The sequence below is a fragment of the Azohydromonas lata NBRC 102462 genome, assembly GCF_001571085.1.
GTDB classification, from domain to species: Bacteria; Pseudomonadota; Gammaproteobacteria; order Burkholderiales; family Burkholderiaceae_C; genus Azohydromonas; species Azohydromonas lata.
In genome coordinates this window covers 1-1,268 of sequence record NZ_BCTC01000272.1, presented here as the reverse complement: position 1 = coordinate 1,268, position 1,268 = coordinate 1, and the positions used below count along the sequence as shown (strand labels likewise).

The following is a 1,268-nucleotide window of genomic DNA, read 5'->3' as shown; positions in this document are numbered from 1 at the left end:
CCGGCTGTCCACCACCCACGACAGTACCTGTGGTCATCGGCATCGACGACTGGGCGATTGCTCGCGGTCACCGCTACGGCACGATCGTCGTTGACTTGGAGAAGCAGCGTCCGATTGAACTGCTGGCCGGACGCGACGCAGCCACCGTCGTCGCCTGGCTGAAGGAGCAGCCTGCCGTTGAGGTCATCGCCCGTGACCGAGGCGGCGCTTACGCCGATGCAGCACACACCGCCGCCCCCGGCGCCCAGCAGGTGGCGGACCGCTGGCACTTGCTGGCGAACCTGCGCGATGCCTTCGAGCGGGTGCTGCTGCGCTGCCCGGGTAAGTTGAAGGAAGCCGCCCGGCAGGCGAGCGAGACGCTGCAACTTGAGGCCACTCCGGCCGAGGAGTCCACCAGGCCTGCCGACGTCGTGCCGACCGAACCACTCCTCAAGGCTTGGCAGCGCCAGAGCAACGCACGCCGGGAATGTCGGCTGGCCCGCTACGAAGAGGCGGTGCGTCGCCACAAGGCCGGTGAGTCGATCAGGGCAATTGGTCTGGCCATGAACCTCGACCGTCGTACCGTGCGGGGCTTCGTGCACGCCGATGCGTTCCCCGAGCGGGCGCAGCGTGCTCGCGCTCCCAGCCTGCTTGACGCCCATCAGCAGTACATGGCCACACGCGCTGCTGAAGGCTGCCGCAACGCCATGCAGATCTGGCGCGAGCTGCGCGCTCGCGGCTTCACCGGCGGGCGCAGCATCGTGCGCGATGCCTTTGCGCAACTACGCACCGCTGCGCCTGAGGACAGCAAGCTGCAGCCGACAGCGGCCGCGGTGCGCACGATCTCTGCGCCGTCTGCACGGCGGGCCTGCGCCTGGTTGCTGGGTTGGCAGGAGGGCCAGCTCGCGCAGACCGAGCGTAGCGACCGGGAACGCTTCGTCGAAACTCTTTGTCGCATCGAGCCGACGGTCGCCGCAGCCCGTGAGTTGGCGCTTCGGCTGTTCGGCCTCGCGCGCAGTCGTGATCTCGACGGATTCGATCGTTGGCTGGCCCAGGCGCTCACCTGCCCGATGCCAGACTTGCAGCGCTTCGCGGCCGGGCTTGAGGCGGATCTGTTGGCCGTGCGAGCTGCCTTCAGTTCTCCATGGAGCAGCGGGCAGGTTGAGGGGCAGATCAACCGGCTGAAGTACCTCAAGCGGCAGATGTACGGGAGAGCCAAACTTGACCTGATGCGAATCCGCGTCCTGCACCCGAACTGATCCCCGTCACAGAGAATGAGGAAGAGCCAG

Annotated in this window: 1 protein-coding gene; it reads left to right on the top strand. The window is 67.3% G+C overall.

Features of this window, described 5'->3' with window-relative positions; all coding sequences use genetic code 11:
* Positions 1–1,238 (top strand): ISL3 family transposase (locus ALA01S_RS31045; protein ID WP_157119446.1); only part of this gene is annotated, 1,238 nt, incomplete at its 5' end.
* Between the last annotated feature and the right edge of the window lie 30 nt (positions 1,239–1,268).